At 58.8% G+C, this 20,467-nt stretch carries 20 protein-coding genes; 11 read left to right on the forward strand and 9 right to left on the reverse strand.

Annotation, left to right across the window (positions count from 1 at the left end):
• Position 1: 1 nt before the first annotated feature.
• From GM668_RS19320 to GM668_RS19345, 6 genes are all read right to left on the reverse strand, one after another.
• On the reverse strand, positions 2–697 hold the full coding sequence (locus GM668_RS19320) for an ABC transporter ATP-binding protein (RefSeq protein ID WP_155440594.1): 696 nt from the start codon (positions 695–697) through the stop codon (positions 2–4).
• Positions 697–1,464, reverse strand: coding sequence for an ABC transporter ATP-binding protein (locus GM668_RS19325; protein ID WP_155440595.1), 768 nt, complete (start codon positions 1,462–1,464; stop codon positions 697–699). Before GM668_RS19325 ends, GM668_RS19320 begins: the two co-directional genes overlap by 1 nt.
• Positions 1,461–2,744 (reverse strand): branched-chain amino acid ABC transporter permease, encoded by a 1,284-nt coding sequence (locus GM668_RS19330; RefSeq protein ID WP_155440596.1) that lies wholly within the window; start codon positions 2,742–2,744, stop codon positions 1,461–1,463. Before GM668_RS19330 ends, GM668_RS19325 begins: the two co-directional genes overlap by 4 nt.
• Positions 2,741–3,679 (reverse strand): branched-chain amino acid ABC transporter permease, encoded by a 939-nt coding sequence (locus tag GM668_RS19335; protein ID WP_155440597.1) that lies wholly within the window; start codon positions 3,677–3,679, stop codon positions 2,741–2,743. Before GM668_RS19335 ends, GM668_RS19330 begins: the two co-directional genes overlap by 4 nt.
• A gap of 19 nt (positions 3,680–3,698) precedes the next feature.
• Complete coding sequence (locus GM668_RS19340) at positions 3,699–4,934, reverse strand: branched-chain amino acid ABC transporter substrate-binding protein (protein ID WP_155440598.1); 1,236 nt, start codon at positions 4,932–4,934, stop codon at positions 3,699–3,701.
• 64 nt (positions 4,935–4,998) lie between these two features.
• Positions 4,999–6,648 (reverse strand): 3-(methylthio)propionyl-CoA ligase, encoded by a 1,650-nt coding sequence (locus GM668_RS19345; RefSeq protein WP_155440599.1) that lies wholly within the window; start codon positions 6,646–6,648, stop codon positions 4,999–5,001.
• A gap of 270 nt (positions 6,649–6,918) precedes the next feature.
• Between GM668_RS19345 and GM668_RS19350 the strand changes: the two genes are divergently transcribed.
• The 11 genes from GM668_RS19350 to GM668_RS19400 all read left to right on the forward strand — a co-directional run bounded on the left by GM668_RS19350 (position 6,919) and on the right by GM668_RS19400 (position 14,158).
• A complete protein-coding gene (locus GM668_RS19350; RefSeq protein ID WP_371868732.1) occupies positions 6,919–8,334 on the forward strand; it encodes a protein adenylyltransferase SelO in 1,416 nt (471 codons plus the stop codon).
• A 12-nt stretch (positions 8,335–8,346) separates the two neighbouring features.
• A complete protein-coding gene (gene msrB, locus GM668_RS19355; protein WP_155440680.1) occupies positions 8,347–8,745 on the forward strand; it encodes a peptide-methionine (R)-S-oxide reductase MsrB in 399 nt (132 codons plus the stop codon).
• A gap of 15 nt (positions 8,746–8,760) precedes the next feature.
• The gene (locus tag GM668_RS19360) at positions 8,761–9,396 is read left to right on the forward strand and encodes a septation protein A (protein ID WP_155440601.1); all 636 of its coding nucleotides are present in this window, start codon (positions 8,761–8,763) and stop codon (positions 9,394–9,396) included.
• Positions 9,396–9,689: a BolA family protein gene (locus tag GM668_RS19365; protein ID WP_155440602.1), complete on the forward strand. Its 294-nt coding sequence runs from the start codon at positions 9,396–9,398 to the stop codon at positions 9,687–9,689. Before GM668_RS19360 ends, GM668_RS19365 begins: the two co-directional genes overlap by 1 nt.
• Before the next feature lie 91 nt (positions 9,690–9,780).
• Positions 9,781–10,560, forward strand: coding sequence for a peptidylprolyl isomerase (locus tag GM668_RS19370; RefSeq protein WP_155440603.1), 780 nt, complete (start codon positions 9,781–9,783; stop codon positions 10,558–10,560).
• A 78-nt stretch (positions 10,561–10,638) separates the two neighbouring features.
• Positions 10,639–11,406: a peptidylprolyl isomerase gene (locus tag GM668_RS19375; RefSeq protein WP_229499554.1), complete on the forward strand. Its 768-nt coding sequence runs from the start codon at positions 10,639–10,641 to the stop codon at positions 11,404–11,406.
• A 127-nt stretch (positions 11,407–11,533) separates the two neighbouring features.
• Complete coding sequence (locus GM668_RS19380; protein WP_155440604.1) at positions 11,534–12,187, forward strand: DNA alkylation repair protein; 654 nt, start codon at positions 11,534–11,536, stop codon at positions 12,185–12,187.
• Entirely contained in the window at positions 12,184–12,618 is a 435-nt protein-coding gene (locus tag GM668_RS19385; RefSeq protein ID WP_155440605.1) for an MORN repeat-containing protein, read from the forward strand. The genes GM668_RS19380 and GM668_RS19385 overlap by 4 nt, the downstream gene beginning before the upstream one ends.
• 18 nt (positions 12,619–12,636) lie before the next feature.
• Complete coding sequence (locus GM668_RS19390) at positions 12,637–13,059, forward strand: energy transducer TonB (protein WP_155440606.1); 423 nt, start codon at positions 12,637–12,639, stop codon at positions 13,057–13,059.
• Positions 13,060–13,159: 100 nt separating this feature from the next.
• Positions 13,160–13,948, forward strand: coding sequence for a class II aldolase/adducin family protein (locus GM668_RS19395; RefSeq protein ID WP_155440607.1), 789 nt, complete (start codon positions 13,160–13,162; stop codon positions 13,946–13,948).
• A 24-nt stretch (positions 13,949–13,972) separates the two neighbouring features.
• Positions 13,973–14,158 carry a 4-oxalocrotonate tautomerase gene (locus tag GM668_RS19400; protein ID WP_155440608.1) on the forward strand — a complete coding sequence of 62 codons (186 nt, stop codon included), beginning with the start codon at positions 13,973–13,975 and terminating at the stop codon, positions 14,156–14,158.
• 41 nt (positions 14,159–14,199) lie between these two features.
• On the opposite strand, the gene GM668_RS19405 is transcribed toward GM668_RS19400, so the two are convergent.
• The 3 genes from GM668_RS19405 to purL all read right to left on the reverse strand — a co-directional run bounded on the left by GM668_RS19405 (position 14,200) and on the right by purL (position 20,340).
• Positions 14,200–14,742 carry a GNAT family N-acetyltransferase gene (locus GM668_RS19405; protein ID WP_155440609.1) on the reverse strand — a complete coding sequence of 181 codons (543 nt, stop codon included), beginning with the start codon at positions 14,740–14,742 and terminating at the stop codon, positions 14,200–14,202.
• A 159-nt stretch (positions 14,743–14,901) separates the two neighbouring features.
• The gene (lplT, locus tag GM668_RS19410) at positions 14,902–16,164 is read right to left on the reverse strand and encodes a lysophospholipid transporter LplT (RefSeq protein WP_155440610.1); all 1,263 of its coding nucleotides are present in this window, start codon (positions 16,162–16,164) and stop codon (positions 14,902–14,904) included.
• A gap of 135 nt (positions 16,165–16,299) precedes the next feature.
• A complete protein-coding gene (gene purL / locus GM668_RS19415) occupies positions 16,300–20,340 on the reverse strand; it encodes a phosphoribosylformylglycinamidine synthase (protein WP_155440611.1) in 4,041 nt (1,346 codons plus the stop codon).
• Between the last annotated feature and the right edge of the window lie 127 nt (positions 20,341–20,467).

A 20,467-nucleotide genomic window follows, 5' to 3' on the forward strand; every position in this document is an offset into this window, starting at 1 on the left:
ATCACACTTCCAGCCATTCCCTGCGGATGGCGCCGTTGGCGCGCAACTGGTCCGGCGTCCCTTCGAACACAATGGTGCCATGCCCCATCACGTACACGCGCTGGGCGATATCGAGTGCAATAGCCAGCTTTTGCTCCACCAGCAGCACGGAAATCCCCTTGTCGCGCAGCGCCTGCAGGTAATCGCCGACCAGCGCCACGATCTTCGGCGCCAGCCCCTCGGTCGGCTCGTCGATCATGATCAGGTCCGGATCCCCCATCAGCGTGCGGCACAAGGTCAGCATTTGCTGTTCGCCGCCGGACAGCACGCCTGCCGCCACGCTGCGCCGCTCCTGCAGGCGGGGGAACATGCGGTACATGTCGCCCAGCGTCCAGCGCGAAGCGCCCCGCCCGCGCTGCTCACCCAGCAGCAGGTTCTGTTCCACGGTCAATGTGGGAAAGATGTCGCGGCTCTCCGGTACATAGCCCAAGCCCTTGCGCGCCACCTGATATGCCTTCAAGCCCAGTATCGGCGCATTCTGGAACCGGATACTGCCCTCGGCCCGCACCTGCCCCATGGCCGCCTTCACCAGTGTAGAACGGCCCGCTCCATTTCGGCCCAGCAGGCTGACAATTTCCCCCGGCCTGACGTGCAAGTCCACGCCATGCAACACGTGGCTTTTGCCGTAATACGCATGCAATCCTTGAATCTCCAGCATCACGCTGCCTCCTCATGCAAGCCGCCGAGATACGCCGCCTGCACGTCTGCATTGGCACGGATGCGCTGCGGCGTATCGCAGGCAATCACTTCCCCGTACACCAGCACCGCGACCTTGTCGGCCAGCCCGAAGACCACGCTCATGTCGTGTTCCACCATCACCAGGGTTTTGCCCACCGTGACTTTTCGGATCAATTCCGTCGCGGCATCGGATTCCGAACGGCTCATGCCCGCAGTCGGTTCATCGAGCAAGATCACGTCGGCGCCGCCGGCAATGGTGATGCCGATTTCCAGCGCGCGCTGTTCCGCATACGTCAGCACACCGGCCAGCGTATGGCGCTGCCGCTGCAAGCCGATCAGTTCCAGTACTTCTTCGGCGCGTGCATGGGCGTCGCGCAACGCTGACAGCTTGCGCCAGAACGCGTATTTGTACCCCAGGTGCCACAGCACGGCGCACCGCAAGTTTTCATACACGGACAAATTCGTGAACAAATTACTGATCTGGAAACTGCGCGCCAAACCCTGACGGTTGACCTGGTAAGGCGTGCAGCCGGCAATATCGCGGCCATTGAGCAAAATCGCGCCCGACGTCGGCGCAAAGCGCCCCGAAATCAAATTAAACAGCGTGGATTTGCCCGCACCGTTGGGTCCGATCAGCGCCAGCCGTTCGCCGCGCGCCACTTGCAGCTGCGCGCCGCGGATAATTTCCGTATTGCCAAAGCGCTTGCGCACATCCTGCAGCGCCAGCGCATGATGTTGCTGTATCATGCCGACCTCCCTGTTTGACCGGCCATCGCTGCCGCAGCCGCGTCCCATGCCCGCGCGAACCGTGGCTGCAGCAGCAGCCATCCCGCCACACTGGCCAGCAACAAGCCGCCGGCCACCGCCCATGCCTCCATGCCGGCCGCATCGACCATCACGCCAAACAATTTTTTCGCACTGCCGTTGGCGGCATCCTGCGTCAGGTGGTACGTCATTTCTATCACCATCACCAGCCCCGCCACACCGGCCAGGACAGCCAGCCCCACGCTGGCCAGCGGCGCCGCGATGCGGCTGAACTGGCCGTGCTGCGCCACCCGCAGCAGCGCCATCACCAGCGCGCCCAGCCCGCCCGGTGCAAAGCGCACCAGCACGACGAAGAACAGCCCCAGATAAAGCTGCCACGCCGCCGTATAGTCTGGCAGCAGGACGGAAAACAGCACACCGGCCACACCGCCCAGCAACGGCCCAAAGAAAAACCCGATGCCGCCGATAAAAGTGAACAGCAAGATGCTGCCGGAACGGACCGCGCTGACGTTTTCCGCGCTGACGATCTCGAAGTTAATGGCCGACAGTCCGCCCGAGACGCCGGCAAAGAACGACGACAGCACCAGCACCAGGTAACGTACCCAGCGCGCGTCATAGCCGATGAATTCCACTCGCTCCGGGTTGTCGCGCACGGCGTTGATGATGCGGCCCAGCGGCGTTTGCGTGTACGCATAGGCAGCCACCGTGCACACGAACAGCCAGGCCGCGATCAGGTAATACACCTGCACTTGCGGGCCATAGGTAATGCCCAGCACTTGCCCGCCATAGACGCGGTTGGTCGTGACGCCGCCTTCACCGCCAAAAAAGCCGGGGAACATCAGCGCACTGGCAAACACCAGTTCCACCAGTCCCAGCGTAATCATGGCAAACGTGGTGCCAGCCTTGCGCGTCGTGACGTAGCCGAACAGCACCCCGAACCCCATGCCGGCCACGCCACCGGCTAGTGGAATCAGGGTCACCGGCACGCTAGCCTGGTTCATGGCGTGGGCGGCAAAGAACGCGCCCAGGCCGGCGTACACGGCATGGCCGAACGACAGCATGCCTCCCTGGCCCAGCAACATGTTGTACGACAGGCCGAACAGCATCACGGTCCCCATCTGCGACAGCATGGTCAGCCCGCTGCCTTTGGAAAACACCAGCGGCGCCGCCAGCAGCACCAGCGCGTAGCCGCCCCAAACAAGCCAGCGGCCCAGGTTCAGCGGCGCAAAGCGCAGTGGTTTAGAGGTTGTCAATGGATTCATTCGCGTGTCCCCAGCAAGCCTTTCGGGCGGAAGATCAGCATCAGCACCAGCAGCACGTACGGCAGGATGGCCGACGTCTGGGCAATGGTGATGTTCAGCAGCGCACTGCCCGGCGCGACCGCTCCCATGCCCAGCGACGCCAGCAGCCCGCCCAACGTATGGTCGAGCGCCACCGCCGCCGTCTGCATCACGCCGATCAACAGCGATGCAATGAATGCCCCCGCCAGCGACCCCATGCCGCCCACGACCACCACGACGAAAATAATGCTGCCGACGGTGGCCGCCATGGCCGGTTCCGTCACGAACACTTGCCCGCCGATGACACCGGCCAGTCCTGCCAGCGCACTGCCGCCGCCGAACACGCCCATGAAGATACGCGGCACGTTATGCCCCAGCGCTTCGGCCGCCTCCGGGTGGGTCAGCGCCGCCTGGATCACCAGGCCGATGCGGGTGCGCGTCAACAGCAGCCACGTGCTGCCCAGCATCGCCAGCGCCACCGCCATCATGAAGGCGCGGTATTTCGGGAAGCTGGTGGAAAACAGCGTGAACAGCGGTCCTTCAAGCGCTGCCGGCAACGGATAGCGCAACGCAGTCCGCCCCCACACCAGCTGCACCAGCTCCACGGTCAGGTACGACAAGCCGAATGTGAACAGCAGTTCCGGGATGTGCCCCACCTTGTGCAGCGGCCGCAAGCCGTAGCGTTCCACCAGCGCGCCCAGCACGCCCACGGCAAGCGGCGCCAGCACCAGCGCCGGCCAAAAGCCGATGCGGCTGGCGATGGTGTACGCAATGTACGCGCCCAACATGTAAAAGCTGGCGTGTGCAAAGTTCAGCACGCCCATCATGCTGAAGATCAGCGTCAGCCCTGACGACAGCATGAACAGCAGCAAGCCGTAGCTGACGCCGTTCAATAGCGTAAAGATCGTGAATTCCATGATGCCCGCTGACGCCCGCTCAAGCGCCCGGCCGCTTCATCTGGCACGACGTCGGCTGGCCCGCCACGTACGCGTCGATCTTCTTGTCCATGCGCCAGCCATAGCCGGTATTTTCCTGGTCGAACTTGACGTCCTTGCCATTGACCTTGGTCCAAGTGCCGATATACAGGTTTTGCTGCAACTGGTGATCGCTCTTTTGCATCAGCACGTGCCCGTTCAGCGAAGTCGACTTCATGCCTTCCAGCGCAAACGCGACCTTGACGGGATCGGCCGTGCGCCCCGCCTTGACGGCCTGCGCCAGCATCGCAATGATGGAATAGGTTTGCGCCGCATAGTAGTCATCGTTGTACTTGGCCTTGAACGCATCGACCACTTCGCGGCCGCTGAACGATTCATTGTTCGCCATCCAGTTGCCGATGATTTTTGTGCGTTCCGCTCCGGCCGCGCCAATGGCGGACGGCACGCCGGTCGTGATGCCGTAATACGTGTAGAAATTCGCCTTCAGGTCGGCATCCTTGGCGGCGCGGATCAGCAGCGCCAGGTCGGCGCCCCAGTTGCCGGTGATGACACTGTCGGCGCCGGATGCCTTGATTTTCGCAATATACGGCGAAAAATCTTTGACCTGGCCGATCGGGTGCAGATCGTCGCCGGCGATTTTTACGTCGGGCCGCTTGCGCGCCAGGTATTCCTTGGCGGCGCGGCCGACGGCGCGGCCAAACGCGTAGTCCTGGCCAATGATGTACACCGACTTGATGCCTTTATCAGGCGCCATATAGCTGGTCAGCGCTTCCATCTTCATGTCGGAATTCGCATCGAAACGGAAGTGCCAGAAGCTGCACTTGGCATTGGTCATGTCCGGATCGACTGCCGCGTAATTCAGATAAACGATTTCTTTGCCGGGATTGCGGTCATTGTGCTTGTTGATAGCGTCCAGCAGCGCCAGGCCGACACCGGAGCCATTGCCTTGCGTGATATAGCGGTAGCCCTGGTCGATCACGGTTTTCAATTGCGTCAGCGCTTCCTGCGGGCTGCCCTTGTTGTCAAAGCCGACGACTTCGATCGTGTTGCCGTCGCCCGCCCACTTGCCCTTGTTGGCCATGTCGGCCACCAGCTGGAAGCTTTTCAGCTGGTTTTGCCCGACCGGCGCGAACGGGCCGGACAGAGGGTCGATAAATGCGACTTTAATGGTTTCCGCACTGGCCGCGAGATGCGTCAGGGCGAGGCTGGCCACCACTGCAAAAATGCTGCGTTTCATGTCTCCTCCTTGATGGTTTTTTATACGCGCAGGCAGGACGCCTGCGCGGTTGATGCACGATGCCTTACTGCGTCGATAACGTTGGCAAGCGGTGATCTTTGTATTGCTCGCGCAATTTGTTTTTCTGGACCTTGCCGGTCCCGCCCAGCGGCAGCGCGTCAGTGAACACGACGTCGTCCGGCAGCCACCACTTGGCGATCTTGCCTTCATAAAAGGCCAGCAATTCTTCACGGCTGACCGTCATGCCAGGGCGCGGCACCACGACCAGCAATGGCCGCTCATCCCATTTCGGGTGATGCACGCCTATGCACGCGGCCTGCATCACGGCCGGGTGGGACACGGCAATATTTTCCAGGTCGATGGTGCCGATCCATTCGCCGCCAGACTTGATGACATCCTTGCTGCGGTCCGTGATCTGCATATAGCCATCTTCATCGATGGTGGCCACGTCGCCGGTCGGGAACCAGCCGTCCTGCAGCGGATCGCCGCCTTCGCCCTTGAAATACGCGCGGATGATCCATGGCCCCTTGACCAGCAAATGGCCATACGCCTTGCCATCCCACGGCAATTCCTTGCCATCGTCGTCGACGATTTTCATGTCCACGCCATATACGGCGTGGCCCTGCTTTTGCAGCAGGCGGCGCTGTTCTTCCTGCGGCAACGCCAGGTGCTTGTGCTGCAACGTACACGTCGTGCCCAGCGGCGACATTTCAGTCATGCCCCACGCGTGGATGACTTCCACGTTGAACGCATCGAGCAAGGTATTCATCATGGCCGGCGGGCAGGCCGAACCGCCAATTACCGTGCGGCGGAACGACGAAAACTTCAAGCCGTTTTGAACCGCATAGTTGATCAGCCCCAGCCAGACTGTGGGCACGCCGGCGGAAAACGTCACCTGTTCGCTCTCAAACAGGTCGTACAGCGATTTGCCGTCGAGCGCCGCCCCCGGCAGCACGAGTTTGGCGCCATTTAACGGCACGGAATACGGCAAGCCCCACGCATTGACGTGGAACATCGGCACCACCGGCAGCACGGTATCGCGCGCCGACACATTCAGCGCCGACGGCATGGCCGATGCGTAGGCATGCAGCACCGTGGAGCGGTGCGAATACAGCGCGCCCTTGGGATTGCCCGTGGTACCGGACGTATAGCACAGCGTACAGGCGGCGTTTTCATCGAATTGCGGCCACGTGTAGTCATCGCTGTGCGTATCGATCAAGTCTTCGTAGCAGCGCAGATCCGGGATTTTCGAGCCGGCCGGCATGCGGTCGCGGTCCGCCATCAACACATAGGTGCGGATGGTCTTGCAATGGGGGGCGATGGCTTCCACCAGCGGCAGGAACGTCAAGTCAAACAGCAAGACCTGGTCTTCCGCGTGGTTGGTGATATAGGCCACCTGTTCAGGGTGCAGACGCGGATTGATGGTATGCAGTACAGCGCCGGAACCGGATACCGCGTAGTACGCTTCCAGGTGGCGGTAACCGTTCCAGGCCAGTGTCGCCACGCGGTCGCCCATGCCGACACCCAGCGCCTGCAACGCATTGGCCAGGCGCTTGGCGCGCTGGTGGCATGCACGGTAGGTATAGCGGTGTACATCGCCTTCCACGCGGCGCGACACGATTTCACTGTTACCGAAGTGCCGTGCTGCAAACTCGATAATGCTAGAGACCAGCAACGGCTGGTTCATCATTTGACCCATCAGGGGTGGCGCCATCTCGTCTCCTTGCGGTTTTATTAAATTAATTTTCGAACGCGCGTGCTATTTTCGTCAAACGTTTTTGATGCTGCAGTGCAGCAACGTGACTAGAAACAAACACTGGTTACTGGTTGTAACAGCGATAGTAATCCGTTAAGCGCCCCGCCTAGAATCCGCGTAGGCTAAAATCAGACAAATCCTATTGTTATCTGCACTGGAATCGCCATTAAACAACTGTCTCTGCAGCACTCGTTCGCGGGGCTGCCCTCTGATTTTTATACCCGCCTGATGCCCACCCCGCTGCCGCAACCGTATCTGGTTGCGGCGTCAAGTCAGGCGGCCGCCCTGATCGGCCTCGATCAAGCATCGCTGGCCGAACAAAGCACGCTCGATATCCTGGCTGGCAATGCGATCCCCGACCAGGCTCAGCCACTGTCGGCCGTCTACTCCGGCCACCAGTTTGGCGTATGGGCCGGCCAGCTGGGCGATGGCCGCGCGATTTTGCTGGGCGAAGTGCCGACCGAACACGGCCCCATCGAATTGCAATTGAAAGGCGCTGGCCTGACGCCGTATTCCCGCATGGGCGACGGCCGCGCCGTGCTGCGCTCGTCGATCCGCGAATTCCTGTGCTCGGAAGCCATGGCGGCGCTGGGCATTCCCACGTCGCGCGCGCTGGCCGTCGCGGGGTCGGACCAGGGCGTGGTGCGTGAAACCATTGAAACGTCCGCCGTCGTACTGCGCATGGCGCCCACGTTCATCCGCTTTGGCTCGTTTGAACACTGGTTTTACCGCAACCAGCCGGAACAATTAAAAACACTGGCCGATTACGTCATCGCGCGTTTCTATCCGCAATTGCGGGATGCAGCCAACCCCTATGCTGCCCTGCTGGAAGCCGTGACGCGCCGCACAGCGGAATTGATGGCGCACTGGCAGGCAGTCGGCTTCATGCATGGCGTCATGAACACGGACAACATGTCGATCCTGGGCGAAACCATTGATTATGGCCCGTTCGGCTTCATGGAAGCGTTCGACAGCAACCACATCTGCAACCACAGCGACAGCCAGGGCCGCTATTCGTATGGCAACCAGCCGCAAATCGGCCACTGGAATTGCTATGCGCTGGGCCAGGCGCTGCTGCCGCTGATCGGCGAAGTGGAAACCGCGCAAGCGGCGCTGGACGTCTACCAGCCCGTTTTTGCCGCGAAAATCGATGCGCTGCTGCGCGCCAAGCTGGGCTTCACGACGGCACAGGATGACGACCGCGACTTGCTCGACGCCATGTTTGGCATGTTGCACGACAACCATCCGGACTTCACGTTGTTCTTCCGCCGCCTCGGCAATTTGCAGGTGGACGCCGATACCAGCGAAGAAGGCAATGCGCACCCGGATGCACCGCTACGCGACTTGTTCATCGACCGCGCCGCCTTCGATGCATGGGCGCTGCGCTATCGGGCGCGCCTGCGGCAAGAGAACAGCATAGACTCGCTACGCAAAGCTGCGATGGATGCGGTGAACCCGAAATACGTGCTGCGCAACTACCTGGCACAAGTTGCCATTGAAAAAGCACAGCAAAAAGACTTTACTGAAGTGGCGCGCCTGCTGAAAGTTTTGCAGCGTCCGTTCGACGAACAGCCTGAGCACGAAGCTTACGCGGCCCTGCCTCCCGACTGGGCCAGTCACCTCGAAGTCAGCTGTTCTTCTTAATTGGGACTCATGATGACCAACAAAGTTACCAAGACCGACGCCGAATGGCGCGCCATGCTGGACACGATGCAATACCAGGTCACCCGCCACGCCGCCACGGAGCGTGCTTTCACGGGCAAATACTGGGACCATCACGAACACGGCATTTATACTTGCGTGTGCTGCGGCACGCCGCTGTTTGCATCCGACACGAAGTTTGATTCCGGCTGCGGCTGGCCCAGCTATTTTGAAGCGTTGAATCCAGACAATGTCATCGAAGTGGTCGACCGTTCCCATGGTATGCTGCGCACCGAAATCATCTGCGCCGTGTGTGATGCCCACCTCGGCCATGTTTTCCCGGACGGCCCGCCGCCGACCGGCTTGCGTTATTGCATTAACTCGGCGTCGCTGCGCTTTGAACCACAAGATTGAAAATAAAGAAGCTTCATGAAGAAAATACTGTTCGACTTTTTCCCGCTGCTGGTGTTTTTTGGCTGCTATAAATTTGGCGGCTTGCATGCCGACGCCACGGCAGCGTGGGTCAATGCCCACCTGTCTGGCGTGATGGCGGGCGGCACCGCTACGGCCGAGCAGGCGCCGATGGTGGTCGCCACCATTGCCGGCATGCTGGCCAACGCGGGCCAGATCGTGTATTTGCTGGTGCTGGGCCGCAAAGTCGACTTCATGCTGTGGCTGTCGCTGTTCTTCTTCGTTGTCTTCGGCGGCTTGACGATTTACTTCCATGACGAAGTCTTCATCAAGTGGAAACCTACGTTGATCTACTGGTGCTTTGGCATAGGCTTGCTGGGCGCCCGCTACCTGTTCAACCGCAACGCCATCCGCCAGACCATGGGCACGCAACTGGAATTGCCGGATGACGTGTGGGAACGCTTGAATTGGATGTGGACCGCATTCTTTATTGCACTGGGTTTGGTCAACCTGTTCGTTGCGTTTGTCTTGTTCAAAGGCGATACCCCTGCGTGGGTCAGCTTTAAAGCTTTCGGCGCCACCGCCCTCACCCTGGTATTTATTGTCGGGCAGACTTTTTACCTGGCTAAATACATTAAAGATGAGGAAGCGTAATGGAATCCCGTATCGATAACCGCGTTGATAACCGAATTGAACGCATCGAACAGCGCTTGCGCGCTGCATTAGAACCGGTGGAAATGAAGCTGGAAGATGAATCCGCATTGCATGCAGGCCATGCGGGTGCAGCTTCTGGCGGCGGTCATTACCAGCTGCGCATCGTTTCTGCTAAATTTGAAGGTTTGAAACTCGTCATGCGACATCGTCTCGTGTATGATTCCGTGCACGATATGATGCGTGGAGAAATTCATGCATTAGCCATTACCGCATTGGCACCGTCAGAAGTATGAAACCATGCGGCGATTTGGATAGAACCGACATTTGCGATCACCTTCCTTACCGCCGCTTTTTCAAGAACTTTACCCCTTAGGATTTGAAACAATGAATTTGAAGCCAGCCCGTTTGCTGATCGCACTTATCGCCGTCGTTGCGGCGCCTGCGTTTGCTCAAAATGTTGCGGTCGTCAATGGCAAAGCCATTCCGTCGGCGCGCCTCGATGCCATGGTCAAGCAAGTGGTCGCACAAGGCCGTGACCAGGACTCGCCAAAACTGCGCGATGCGATCAAGAAGCAATTGATCGGCCAGGAAGTGCTGGTTCAGGAAGCAACCAAGCAAGGCTACGACAAGAACGCCGAAGTCAAGGCTGCTCTGGAAGATGCACGTCAACAAATCCTCGTAAACGCACTGGTGATGGACTACGTCAAGAAGCACCAGGTATCGGACGCTGAAATCAAGGCAGAATACGACGCCTTCGTTGCCCAGAACGGCGGCAAGCAATACCACCTGCGCCACATCGTGACGGAAACCGCAGCGGATGCGGACGCCATCATTGCCAAACTGAAAGGCGGCGCCAAGTTTGAAGACCTGGCTAAAACCTCGAAAGATACCGGCACGGCTGCCAACGGCGGCGACCTGGATTGGGTCAATCCAAAGTCCGTACCGAAGCAATTCGCAGATGCTTTCGTTGGCCTGAATAAAGGCCAAGTGACGGAAAAAGCCGTACAAACCCCTAACGGTTTCCATGTCATTAAAGTCGACGATGTGCGCGATGCAACGCTGCCTTCGCTGGAAGAGCTGAAGCCGCAAGTGGCCAACGAAGTCGCACGTAAAAAAGTGATGGCTTACCAGGAAGAACTGGTTAAGAAAGCCAAGGTTCAGTAATTTACCGAGCCGATATTAAGGCGCCCTGCGGGGCGCTTTTATATTGCCGGTTATACAGAGAATAGAGTGAGAGAGAGAATGAAACGTACCCTGATTACCCTGCTGGCCATGGCTGCCGTGCCTGCAATGGCGCAAAACGTCGCAACGGTTAATGGCAAAGCCATTCCTTCGGCTAAACTGGAAGCCGCTGTTCAACAATATACGGCACAAAGCCGCCAGCCGGATTCGCCAGAACTGCGCGCCGCCATTAAAAAAGAATTGATTGCACGCGAAGTATTGCTGCAGGAAGCCATGAAACAAGGCGTGGGTATGCGCCCTGAAGTGCAAGCGGAATTGGATAAAGCCCGCACGCAAATCATGGTTAATATGATGATGCGCGACTTCCTGAAAAAGAATGCCGTGACCGACGCGGAAATTCAAAAGGAATACGATACCGCCAAGGCAGCGCAAAGCGGTAAAGAATACCGCGCCCGCCATATTCTGGTGGACACGGAAAAAGAAGCCACCGATATTATCGCCAAGCTGAAAGGCGGCGCGAAATTCGAAGACCTGGCGAAAGGTACCAAAGATACCGGTTCCGCAGCCAATGGCGGCGACCTGGGCTTCTCCGCGCCAGGCTCGTATGTGCCTGAATTCTCGCAAGCCATGGTTGCACTGAAACCTGGTGAAATGACGCAAACCCCGGTGAAATCGCAATTCGGCTACCACATTATTCGCCTGGAAGAAGTGCGCGAAGCACAATTCCCGCCACTGGAAGAAGTTAAAGACCAGGTGGCTGAAGCTGTGAAACAGCGCAAGCTGATTACCTTCCGCGATAACCTGATGAATAAAGCTGTTGTGAAATAATCGCCTCGGGTTTCATTGAAAAAGCGCTTCTTCGGAAGCGCTTTTTTATTGCCCTTTACTAAGCTGAAGCCGCTCCTTCATATCACCAAACAGCATGATCACGCCATAATCTGGCATAATTAACAATATGGATCACCCTATCATTACCGAAATCCGCAGCGCGCTGCTTCCTCTGGCTGACAGCGAACGGGCGCCTGCCATGCGGGCCTATATGCGTGACCGTTTTATCTTTCTCGGTATTGCCACGCCAGCCAGGCGTGCTGCCATCAAACCCATCATCCGGCAAATAAGTGAACCGCAATTAGTGTTGCCGCTGGCACAGGCATTATGGACATCGCCTGAGCGGGAATATCATTACGCCGCCTTGGATATGCTGGCACTGCATTGGAAGAAATTGCACGCAGACGATATTCCGAGACTGATTACACTGGCGCGTACCCATGCGTGGTGGGATAGCGTGGATGGAATGGCGGGGATTATTGGCGATGTACTGCGGCATAGGCATGATTATATGGACGAAGCCCTGGCCAGCAGTGATTTTTGGGTGCGCCGTATTGCGCTGCTACACCAGTTGGGCTGGCGCGGTAAAACGGATGAGACCCGCCTGTTTAATTATTGCAAGGCGCTCGCCCACGAGAAAGAATTCTTTATTCAAAAGGCAATCGGCTGGGCATTGCGCGATTATGCACGGCACGCGCCAGATAGGGTCAGGGAATTTACTGCTATCAATAAAGATATACTTGCGGCACTTAGTTACCGGGAAGCCAATAAGCACCTGTGATAATTCGAGAGTATTCTGGCAAACTGGCGAATTATAATGCGGGCTTTCGCTTTTCACGTCCCCCCTTTCAGCGCGGTAAAAAGCATGGGCCCAGTGCAGAACAAGAGGCTGATGGCGCCATTAGCTGGGGTGATTTCGATCAGGGTAAGCGCCAGGGTAAAACACAAATCGAGCATGAAAATCATTACACGCTCGACGCCATGTTTGACAAAGGAGAAATGGTTGGCGAAGTCACGGTACAGTATACCTCTGGCACCCGTTATACAGGCACATGGGGCGCCCACGGTGGCACGATGGAATATGCGTTGGGCGGCAGTTATAAGTGCGAGTGGACAGATGGCCGCTGGGCTGGCAATGGCATGATTACGTATTCGAATGGCCTGCAGCGTACACTCCAGCTACCCGCCCTTGGAATGCCTGAGCGGAAGTGAGCTGCACATAAATACAGGGTGCCGCGCAACAGGAATTCGGTATATTACCTGGAGCCACTGATTTCCGGTGGCACTGTCTCATTTAATAAAGCGTACAAAGATTTAACGCCAGATGAACAACAGGAAGTACGCCGTTGGTTCACGGTTTTGCAAGACGATGATGTTCCTCCGTACCCTGCAAAAGGCACCACAGAATTATATAAAGCCATTTACACAGCACAGGGAATTTACTACGACAGTGGCGAGCTGTGGATGGATGTGCTGATCGATGAACAAGGCACGCCCGTGGATGTCATGGTGCGGCGCTCGCCTGGTAAGGAAATTAGCGAATTTGCCGCCAACGTTCTGCTGGTGAGCAAATTCACGCCCGCCAAGTGTGGCGGCAAACCTTGCGCCATGCGCTTCCCTGTGCGCGTCAATTTGAAGCTGTCTTCATTTTAATGCGCGCTGTGCGGAGACAAGCCTGGCAATAGGAGATTGCACATAGATTTCATGCCAGAAGCCATATATCCGTAGCCGGGCGGACTGCTAATCTGGCGGCATGGACAGACTCTCGACCCCAGGCCAGGCGGCCGCCGCTCTTGCCTCCCGCCCCGCCATCACGACCCAGGCCGAATGGCAAACCCGCGTTGATCTCGCCGCGTGCTACCAGCTATGCGCGCTGTATGGCTGGGACGACGGTATCTACACCCACATTTCCGCCGCGGTGCCCGGCGAACCCGGCCACTACCTGATCAACCCGTTCGGCATGCGCTTCAATGAAGTAAAAGCGTCGAACCTTGTTAAGGTGGACAGCGATGGCAATGTCGTGGGGCCGTCGCAATACACTGTCAACCAGTCCGGCTTCCGCCTGCATGCGGCTGTCCATCAGGCCCGTCCCGATGCAGCGTGTGTGATGCATCTGCATAACCTGTCCGGCATCGCGGTCGGCATGCAGGAAACCGGCCTGCAGCCCCTGTCGCCTTATGCACTGCGCTTCTACGGCGAACTGGCGTACCACGACTACGAGGGCATCGCCATGACGGAAGACGAACAGCAGCGCCTGACGCAAAACCTGGGCGCCCGCTACGCCATGCTGCTGCGCAATCACGGCAGCCTGACGGTCGGCCGCACGATAGCCGAAGCCTTCGTCCTGATGGAAACGCTGGACCGTGCCTGCGACGTGCAATTACGCGCGCAAGCGGCAGTCGTGCCGCTGCGCCAGCCATCGGAAGCCACGTGCCTCAAGGCCCATATGCAGCTGGTGGGCGATGGTTCGCCCGAAGGCGTGCTGGAGTGGCCGTCGCTGCTGCGCCGGCTGGACGCAGCGAGCCCCCAATACCGTACTTGATGCAGCCAATAAAGGAGAAAGCCCATGCCAACCATCAATGTTCAACTGTTCGAAGGCCGTACGCCGGAGCAAAAGCGTGAATTCGTCAAAGCCGTGACGGAAGCCACCGTCAAGACCCTGGGTTCGTCGCCGGAATCCGTGGATATCCTGATTCACGAAGTCAAGCGTGAGCACTGGGCTACTGGCGGCAAACTGTGGTCGGACCAGTAACGGGAACTGCGCTGAAAGGGATCGCCCTGCTGGCAGCGTGTTTACCGGCAGTTCGCATACATGAAGCATGCTCTGGGTGCTGCGCTGATATTGGGATGCATGGTATAGCGCTGAAGCTTGGCCTCAAGAGCAAACCCCGCCTTTTCCAGCGTTCGAGCCGATGCGATGTTCTCGACGTCACAAGTCGCCTGTACGCGGAAACATGAAGGATCAGCCAAGGCTATTTCAGCCAGTGTACCAACCGCCTCCGGCATCAAGCCTGCCCCCCAGTGCTCGCGGGCCAAAACATAGCCGAGATCAATCATGTGGGAGTGAAGGCGAGCTTCCAGGATACCGATTGGGCGATGGGGGGCGCTTTGTAAAGACATTACGTAAGGACGAGATTTGCCGCTGGACCACGCCTCACAGCAATAAGCAATAAAGCCCTCGGTTTCCTTGACCGACTTGTGAGGGACCCAAACCATGTAGCGGGCGACTTCTGCGTCCTGCGTGTAGGCGTCGAATAAGGCAGCCGCGTCACTCGCGCGGGGCTGGCGCAAAATCAGGCGGGTTGTGGTGATTTCATTTGGCAATGCAATAGGCATTGAGCAGGAACCTTCAAGTTTAAGCCGGCATGAATTAACGTTTTTTCAACTTGCCAGTATGCCGCATAGATGTACGAAATATAAAAGAATCGTACCGACCCACATGCTATAGCGGCCGTTAGCAAATCCGGCCTTGGCAAACGCAAGGCCGGGCGCAGTTCAATGGCCGCCCTCGCCTATCAGCGCCACCGAATCAAACTGGCGCTGGTTGGCCGCATGCCGCAACGTAATGAGAACCATGATGCCCGCCACGAACAACCCGAACAGCACGATGATGACGTCGAGGTCCAGATTCAGGCTCAGCATCAGCGCATACATGGCCAGCATGGCGAGAATCGAAATGTTTTCGTTGAAGTTTTGAACGGCAATCGAACTGCCGGCGCTCATCAGCACGTGGCCACGGTGCTGTAGCAGCGCATTCATCGGCACCACAAAGAAGCCGGACAGTGCACCGATCAAGATCAGCAGCGGATACGCCAGCGATACGCTCTGTACCCACGGCATAACCATCACGATCAAGCCCATGGCTATGCCGAACGGCAGCACTTTCAGCGTATCTTTCAAGCGGATCATGCGCGCCGACATCACTGCACCGGCCGCCATCCCGATCGCCACGATGCCGACCAGCCGCGTGGCGCGGTCATATGGCATGTTCAGCGACTTTTCCGCCCACTTCAAAACGATGAATTGCAGCGTCGCGCCGGCGCCCCAGAACAGCGTCGTCACCGCCAGCGACACCTGGCCCAGCTTGTCGTGCCACAAAACACGCACGCATCGCCCAAAATCGCCCAGCAAGCGCGAAGGATTCAGTTCGTGGCGCATATACCGGGCGCCCGTGTCAGGAATAAACAGATTAAACAGACCGGCAGCCACGTACAGGCAAGCCGTCACACAAATGGCGGCTTCCGGCGCCGTGTCGATGCCCATATGCTGCAGCGGCAAATCCAGTCCCAGCAACATTTCCGCCGCGCGCTGGCTGACCAGCCAGCCTCCCATGACCGTGCCGAGAATAATCGACAGCACTGTCAATCCTTCAATCCAGCCATTGGCCGGCACCAGTTTTTCAGCGGGCAGCAATTCCGTCAGGATGCCGTACTTGGCCGGCGAATACACTGCCGCGCCAAAACCCACCACTGCATACGCCAGCACCGGATACACGCCGAAAAACAGCATGGCGCAGCCGGAAATCTTGATCAGGTTTGCGATAAACATCACGCGTCCCTTCGGCATGGAATCGGAAAACGCGCCCACAAACGCAGCCAGCACAATGTAAAACAAGACAAATGACTGCTTCAGCATGGGCGACATGTACGCCGGGCTGTTCAGGCGGGTCAGCAGGTCGATGGCGACAAATAGCAGCGCCGTATCGGCCAGCGACGAGAAAAACTGCGCCGCCATGATGGTATAAAAGCCACGATTCATTGGTATTTCGCAAAGCCAAAGAGGCGTGCTTTATACCATGAAGGTGTGCATTTCACCATGATGGATTGCTTAAAACCAAACCGGGCAAGTGTTTTTCACACCTGCCCGGCTGGTTTCAGCGACTAACGGTAGAGATTAGCCGATGAATTTGCGCGCGTTGCGGAACATGCGCATCCACGGCGAATCCTCGCCCCAGCCATCCGGATGCCACGAGTTTTGCACTGTGCGGAACACGCGCTCCGCGTGCGGCATCATCACCGTGAAGCGGCCATCGGCCGTCGTTACCGACGTCAGCCCTTGCGGCGAACCATTCGGGTTGTATGGATACACCTCGGTGGCGGCGCCACGGTTGTCGATGAAGCGCAATGCCGCGATGGCTTCGCCGATGTTGCCGGTCTGCGAGAAGTCTGCGTAGCCTTCGCCGTGTGCAATGGCGATCGGCGTTTGCGTGCCGGCCATCCCCTGGAAGAAGATCGACGGCGAATCCAGCACTTCCACCATCGAGAAGCGCGCTTCGAATTTCTCCGATTTATTCGTCGTGAATTTCGGCCACGCGTGTGCACCCGGGATAATGGATTTCAGGTTGCTCATCATCTGGCAGCCGTTGCAGACGCCCAGGCCAAACGTGTCCTTGCGGGCAAAGAACGCTGCGAACTGGTCCGACATGGCCGGGTTGAACAAAATGGACTTGGCCCAGCCTTCGCCCGCGCCCAGTACGTCGCCGTACGAGAAGCCGCCGACGGCGATAATGCCCTGGAAGTCCGCCAGCTTCACCCGGCCGGCAATCAAGTCGCTCATGTGCACGTCGATGGCGGCAAAGCCGGCCTGGTGCATGACCCACGCGGTTTCAATGTGGGAATTCACGCCCTGCTCACGCAGGATCGCCACGCGCGGACGCACACCGCTCGCGAGGAATGGCGCCGCCACGTTGTCTGCCAGGTCGAACGTGACTTTCGGCGTCATGCCAGGGTCTTGCTCGTCCAGCAAGCGGTCATATTCCGCGTCCGCCGTGGCCGGGTTTTCACGCATGCGGGAAATGCGCCACGACGTTTCGCTCCACAGGCGGTGCAGTTCAGCACGCGGCTGCGCATAGATGATCTTCGCGTCGCGGGTGAATTCCACCACGCCACGGTCGTTCAGCTTGCCGATGATATGGCTGCACGCACCGAGGTTGAACGTGCGCAGCACGTCCATGACTTCCGATTTCTCGGCAGCACGCACCTGGATTACCGCGCCCAGTTCTTCATTGAACAGTGCGCGCAGCGTCTGGTCGTTGCGGCGCGCGCCGATCTGGGTCGCCCAGTTCTTTGCATCGCCCTGGTCGGCGCCATGCCCTTCGTCCAGGGTCAGGATGTCCAGGTTGACGGACACGCCGGCGCGGCCGGCAAATGCCATTTCCACCAGCGTCGTGTACAGGCCGCCGTCGGAACGGTCGTGGTACGCCAGCAGCTTGCCATCCTTGTTCAGCTTCTGGATTGCAGCGAAGAAGCCCTTTAAATCTTCCGCGCTGTCGACGTCGGGGCTCACGTTGCCCAGCTGGCCCATGACTTGCGCCAGGCTGGATGCACCCATACGGTTCTTGCCCCGGCCCAGGTCAATCAAGATCAGCGACGTCTCGCCCAGGTCAGTACGCAGTTGCGGCGTCAGCGATTTGCGCACGTCATACACTTGCGCAAAACCAGACACGATCAGCGACACCGGCGACGTGACGGCCTTGGCTTCGCCGTCATCTTTCCACGTGGTGCGCATCGACAGCGAATCTTTGCCCACAGGGATGGAAATGCCCAGTTCCGGGCACAGGTCCATGCCGACGGCTTTCACCGTGTCAAACAGCGCAGCGTCCTGGCCAGGCTGGCCGCAAGCAGCCATCCAGTTGGCCGACAGCTTGATGTTGGAAATGTCTTCGATTGGCGCGGCTGCCAGGTTGGTGATGGTTTCACCCACCGCCATACGGCCGGAAGCCGGGGCATCGATGACGGCCAGCGGCGTACGCTCGCCCATGGCCATCGCTTCGCCTACGTAGCCTTCATAGCTCAAGGTCGTGACGGCGCAGTCCGCCACCGGCACTTGCCATGGGCCGACCATCTGGTCGCGCACCGACATGCCGCCCACGCTACGGTCGCCAATGGTGATCAGGAACGATTTGTCGGCCACGGTCGGCAGCAGCAGCACACGTTTGGCGGCCTCTTCCAGTGCCACGCCGGTCAAATCCAGCGCCGGGTAATCGTTTTGCACGTGGTGCACGTCGCGCTGCATTTTTGGCGGTTTGCCCAGCAACACGTCCATCGGCATGTCGACCGGCGAATTGCCCAGCTCATTGTCGACCAGTTTCAGCTGGCGCTCTTCCGTCGCCACACCCACCACGGCGAACGGGCAGCGCTCGCGCTCGCACAGTGCCTGGAATACCGGCAGGTCGTCTGGCGCAATCGCCAATACGTAGCGTTCCTGCGATTCATTGGACCAGATTTCTTTTGGCGACATGCCGGATTCTTCTAGCGGCACCTTGCGCAAGTCAAAAATCGCACCGCGCTTGGCGTCGTTGGTGATTTCCGGGAAGGCGTTGGACAGGCCGCCCGCACCCACGTCGTGGATGGAAATGATCGGGTTGTTGTCTTCCAGCTGCCAGCAGCCATTGATGACTTCCTGCGCACGGCGTTCCATTTCCGGGTTGCCGCGCTGTACCGAGTCAAAGTCCAGGTCCGCCGTGTTGGTGCCGGTCGCCATCGACGACGCCGCCGCACCGGCCATGCCGATGCGCATGCCCGGGCCGCCCAGCTGGATCAGCAGCGAGCCGACGGGAATATCGTGCTTGTGCGTGTGCTTGGCCGAAATATTGCCGATACCGCCGGCAATCATGATGGGCTTGTGGTAGCCAAACACCGTGTCATGCGCGCCAGCGTATGGCTTGCCGACATTTTGTTCGTACGTACGGAAGTAACCGCCCAATACCGGACGGCCGAATTCATTCGAGAACGCAGCGCCGCCCAGCGGGCCGTCGATCATGATTTGCAGTGGCGATGCAATACGGTCCGGCTTGCCGTAGACCGGAGCAGCAGCACGGCCTTCCACCGGCGCCGTGACGGCTTGTGCGTTTTCCCATGGCTGGACTGCGCCCGGCAGCATCAGGTTCGATACCGTGAAACCGGTCAGGCCGGCTTTTGGCTTTGCGCCACGGCCCGTCGCGCCTTCATCGCGGATTTCACCGCCCGCACCGGTCGATGCGCCGGGGAATGGCGAAATGGCCGTCGGGTGGTTGTGGGTTTCCACTTTCATCAGCGTGTGGATCAGTTCGCTCGACGCGCCATACTCATGGCCTTCACCGCGCGGGAAGAAACGGGTGACTTCCGCGCCTTCCATGATGGACGAGTTGTCGCTGTACGCCACGATGGTGCCTTTCGGCTGCTTTTCGTGGGTATTTTTAATCATCTTGAACAGCGACTTGTCTTGCGCAACGCCGTCAATGGTCCAGTCGGCATTGAAAATCTTGTGGCGGCAGTGTTCACTATTCGCTTGCGCGAACATCATCAATTCCACGTCGGTTGGATTGCGCGCGGCTTTCGTGAACGCGTCCAGCAGGTAATCGATTTCATCGTCCGACAGCGCCAGGCCCAGGTCGGTATTGGCCTTTTCCAGCGCCATGCGGCCGGCGCCGATCACATCGATGGATTCCAGCGGACGCGCTTCCAGCGCGCCAAACAAGCCGGCGGCTTCGTCGGCGTGGCGCAGCACGGATTCCGTCATGCGGTCGTGCAGCAACGCCGCCACGGCTTGCGCCTGTTCGGCCGACATCTTGCCGGCGCCGATGCCGGTACCCAGGAAGCCGGCCTTCAGATGCACACGGTAGGCCACGCCGCGCTCGACGCGGTGGATGTGCGCCATGCCGCAGTTGTGCACGATATCCGTGGCTTTCGACGCCCATGGCGAAATCGTGCCGAAGCGGGGAATCACGACAAATTCTTCGACCGGGCTGTCATGGTGTTCGGCGTGGGCCGGTTCGCCGTAAGTCAGCAAACCTTGAAGGCGTTTGTGATCGTCTTCGGATACCGACACGGCATCAATGAAATGCAGATAGCGCGCTTGCACGCTGACGACGGCTGGCAAGACGGCTTGCAGTTGGTTGAGGAGACGTTGGCTGCGGAAGGCGGACAGGGCGTTGGAACCCGGCAAAATCAGCATGGTGGGGAGCTTGGTTGTGCGACTTGTGGCCGCGGATTTATAAAGAGGAGATACAAGAAACTGTGGGGCTTAAAATCCGTTGCCCGGCATTATACCTTTTTCACTCCTCTCGGGACAGACCTGACCC

Source organism: Pseudoduganella ginsengisoli (assembly GCF_009720865.1).
Lineage (GTDB): Bacteria > Pseudomonadota > Gammaproteobacteria > Burkholderiales > Burkholderiaceae_D > Rugamonas > Rugamonas ginsengisoli.